Genomic DNA, 3,957 nt, shown 5'->3' on the forward strand with positions numbered 1-3,957 from the left:
CATGCTAATTCGCCGTTTTGTTTATTTAAAAAGCAGTTAAACTAAAAGAGTGATTTTTCTCTTTACCTTTGGCGAAACTTCTCTATAATTCGTCGTCATTGCAGGGGCGTAGTTCCAATTGGTAGAACAGCGGTCTCCAAAACCGATGGTTGGGAGTTCGAATCTCTCCGCCCCTGCCATTTCTTCTTTACATCGTTTTTATTACTTCTTATATTGTTCAAATGTCTAATCTACTGAGTTGTTATGCATCCACGTTACGCAGCTATTTTTGATATAGAAAATCTTGAACTCAATCAACATTATTGTCCTCAAGCAAATGATCAAGCTAATACTTTATCGCAAAGCGCGATAGCTAGTTCTTTAACGCTAAATGAGCAACTACTTGCAGACATTAAACTCAGTGCAGAACCTATTATTATAAATAGCGTTGTACAGGGCAGTGAGATTCAATTAAACGACAATAAGCTTACATTGCCAACCCCACAGCTCAACGCCTCTGAGAAGCGTGCTTTATGGGCTTTAATGAGTGAACACCTTGATAAACTTTAAATCAGTAGATGAAACTGCAATACCTCAATTAATGGCCATCGAAACAGCGTGTCATAGCCATCCGTGGACTTTAAATACAATGGGTTCATGTATAGGCGGGCGCTATTTTAATGTTGCCGCATTTGATGAGGCGAGCATGATTGGTTTTTATATTGGTGAAAAAGCAGGGCCTGATTTTACACTTATGGATATTTGTGTAACACCAAGTCACCAGGGTAAGGGTATTGCAAGGCAGTTGTTAGCGCAGTTTATTGAATATGGTGAGCAGCAAAATGCTGAAAACCTCTTTTTAGAAGTACGCGAATCAAATACGCGTGCTATTGCGCTGTACGAGCGCGCAGGCTTTGCTGAGATGTCAGTGCGTAAAAACTACTACCCAAGCGATAACCCTGCTAAAAATGGCTTTGAAGACGCTATTTTAATGGGTATGGCGCTAGGTTTAAACTTTTCATAATTAAAGTCGGTAATTAGCATTTAAAATATAGAGCCGCTAAAGTACTGCATTTGTACCGTTTTGTAAGTTTACTTTTTAGGTTACTTTGTCGCTAATTGCTTGCTCAATGGCTGCTATTAAATCATTTACCAGCTCGTCTCTTGGTACTTTATTGTTACTTTTTAAGTTCTCTTCAAGTGCCGCAGCGCTATGGTAAATTTCATCAAAGTTAAAGCATCCAGAACTGCCTTTAACACTGTGCGCTATACCTCTTAATGCTTCCCAATCATCACAATGCTGCAAAGCTTTAACTTCTTCTAAATATGTAGGTAAGTTAGCTAAGTAATTATCGGCAATTTGCTGAAACTTTTCGCTCTTTAATAGGCTATCCCATTTATTTTGATTATCTTTTTCAAGATGCAGGTAGCTTACGAGTACATTTTCAAGAGCATCTTTATCAATGGGTTTAGCCAGTGCTTTGTCGCAACCAGCTTCTAGATAAGTGCCTATATCATGGTTCATTACATTGGCAGTAAGGGCAATGATAGGGCCATCATACGCTGCATGACGAAGCATTTTAGTCGCTTCTAATCCGCCCATTACAGGCATTTGCATATCCATAATAATAAGTTGGTAGTCGTTTACGAGCGCCATTTCTACAGCTTGTGCGCCATTACTGGCAATATCGGGTTCAAGACCCCAGGTTTGCAGTAATAATTTAATTAATAGTTGGTTATCTGGGTTATCCTCAGCCACTAATATATTGGCGTCGAAGCTATTGGTTGCAAACGATAAGAGAGGGTCTTTCTCTGGTATTAACTGGCTGTCTTGCGTTAAAAATTCAAGCATGGGTTGATCATCAGATAGCTGACATGCCACCCTAATTGTAACTCGGCTACCTACACCCACTTCACTTTCAAGGTTTACATCGCCACCAAGTAACAGTGCTAAGTTTTTAGAAATACACAACCCAAGACCTGTACCACCAAAACGACGTGTAGTTGTGGCATCGGCTTGTTCAAACGGCTTAAATACACGTTCTATTTGATGCTCAGACATACCAATACCAGTATCTTTAATTACAAACTCTAGCTTTTGACTTGCTTGTAAATAATGCACACAAATAGACACGCTGCCATTTTCGGTAAATTTAACAGCGTTATTAGCAATGTTTATAAGTATTTGTTTTAAGCGGGTCACATCACTATAAATGGTGCGAGGTAGCGGCAGTTGATAGTCGATATTAAGGGTTAATTGTTTTTCTTGTGCCAGTGGTTGAATAATTGATTCAATGTCGTGCACAAGCTGCACTACATTTAACGCTGACAAATCAACAGCCAGCTTTTCAGCTTCAATTTTAGATAAATCGAGTATGTTATTTATTAACTCTAGTAAGTGTTTTGAATTACGTAAAATAGTGCTTAGGTGTTGTTTGTCATTCGCTACTTTATCGTTGTGTAGTAACTGCTCTGTAAAGCCCATAATGGCCGTGAGCGGCGTGCGTATTTCGTGACTCATGTTAGCTAAAAAACGACTCTTAAGTTGATTAGCTTGCTCAGCTTGGCCAATAGCTAACTCAAGTTGGCTGTTCATAGCTTCAAGTGCTTGGGTACGACTTTCCACTTTATCTTCAAGGTGGTGTTTGTATTCTTCAAGCTGTTGTTGGTAGTGCCTTATTTGATTAACCATGTGGTTAAAGTCGTTAAATAAAACACCTACTTCATCATTTGTATGAGCTGGTAAGTGCACCGACAAATCGCCATCACCAACACGATGACTCGCAGCCCCGAGTAACTCAATTGGGTTAAGTAATAAATTGCGGACCACTACAAAAATTAATATTGGCAGGGTGATCACCGAAATAATAACAATTAAGCCTGTTATTAAACTTATGGCTTTACCTGATTGATAAAGCACCCCTTTGGGAATGGTCGATACGTAATAATATCCGCCGGGCATTTGCACTGCAAAAATCATTCGCTCTATTTTGTCTATGCTTGAGAGTTCAATAGTTGAAAGCATGCCGATATCAGCGAGGTCGTGCACTTGATTAAGTTCGTACTCGCTTATGTATTGGCCACGCATATTATAATCGGAGCTAAATAAAATTTTCCCGTCTTTAGTCAACATTAAATTAAGCGTGTTGTTATATGGCGCTTCTAAAATACTAGAGTTTAGTATTGAAGGTTCTATATGTATTACAATAAAACCAAGCTGCTGTGGTCGTTTTAAATAGTAATCAACACTATAAATTCGTTGAATAAAATATAAACTAGTGGTGCCATCATCCTTTTGAATCATAAATTGCTGTTTACTTAAATTACTTTGCAATACTTGATTAAAAAACGGGTAGCTTTTAGGCGCTGTTGTTAGGTTGTTAGAGTAGTAGGCATCGCTTTTCCCACTGGCTGAAACTAAATTAATGCTAATTATATCGGGATAAGCCTCACTGTAACTGGCAAATACATCCATAAGCGCGCCAAGTTTTCGGGTGTAATTACCGTTGGCACGAATGTCGTTTGCTAAAAAATCACTAAGTACTGGCGAGGTTGAAAGTAGTTTTGCTGTAGAGTGAAAAGAGTCGATATAATTAAATATTTTTTGCTGTTGTTGCTCAACAAAACGGCTCATTATTAAATCAGCTTGTTTTTGTGTTGAATTAGTTACATTGGTGAGCGTAAAGCCACCTAAAAATAGCAGCGGTAGAATAACAAGGGGTGTTATATACCATAATAATCTAATACTTAACTTACTGGTTTTCATGACCAAACGACTTATCCTCCATGCAATCTATCAATAATATGCGTTACGACTTTATTACACAAGCTTGTGGCGGTCTTGGTGGCTAAATTACAATCAGTAGTTACATGGTATTTAGCTCTGTATTGGTGTTTTTTTATTTTATTAAGTTATTTTAATTTAATAAGTTACATGCTTATAACTGTTATTTTATTGTTCAAAAAAGTTTACATAAA

The 3,957-nt window shown here is 37.9% G+C and carries 3 protein-coding genes and 1 tRNA gene; 3 read left to right on the plus strand and 1 reads right to left on the minus strand.

The features are described from left to right. Positions 1-102: 102 nt before the first annotated feature. The 3 genes from GQR46_RS17155 (at position 103) to rimI (ending at position 1,003) form a co-directional block, all read left to right on the plus strand. Positions 103-179: transfer RNA gene (locus tag GQR46_RS17155), tRNA-Trp, on the plus strand. A 64-nt stretch (positions 180-243) separates the two neighbouring features. Next, complete coding sequence (locus GQR46_RS17160) at positions 244-549, plus strand: hypothetical protein (RefSeq protein ID WP_165727592.1); 306 nt, start codon at positions 244-246, stop codon at positions 547-549. Next, positions 536-1,003, plus strand: a complete 468-nt coding sequence (gene rimI / locus GQR46_RS17165) for a ribosomal protein S18-alanine N-acetyltransferase (RefSeq protein ID WP_007581622.1) — start codon at positions 536-538, stop codon at positions 1,001-1,003. Before GQR46_RS17160 ends, rimI begins: the two co-directional genes overlap by 14 nt. Before the next feature lie 75 nt (positions 1,004-1,078). Here the strand turns inward: rimI and GQR46_RS17170 are convergent, their stop codons facing one another. Beyond that, complete coding sequence (locus tag GQR46_RS17170) at positions 1,079-3,745, minus strand: ATP-binding protein (protein WP_007581624.1); 2,667 nt, start codon at positions 3,743-3,745, stop codon at positions 1,079-1,081. Positions 3,746-3,957: the final 212 nt, after the last annotated feature.

The sequence above is a fragment of the Pseudoalteromonas sp. Z1A6 genome (assembly GCF_011378745.1).
Lineage (GTDB): Bacteria > Pseudomonadota > Gammaproteobacteria > Enterobacterales > Alteromonadaceae > Pseudoalteromonas > Pseudoalteromonas arctica.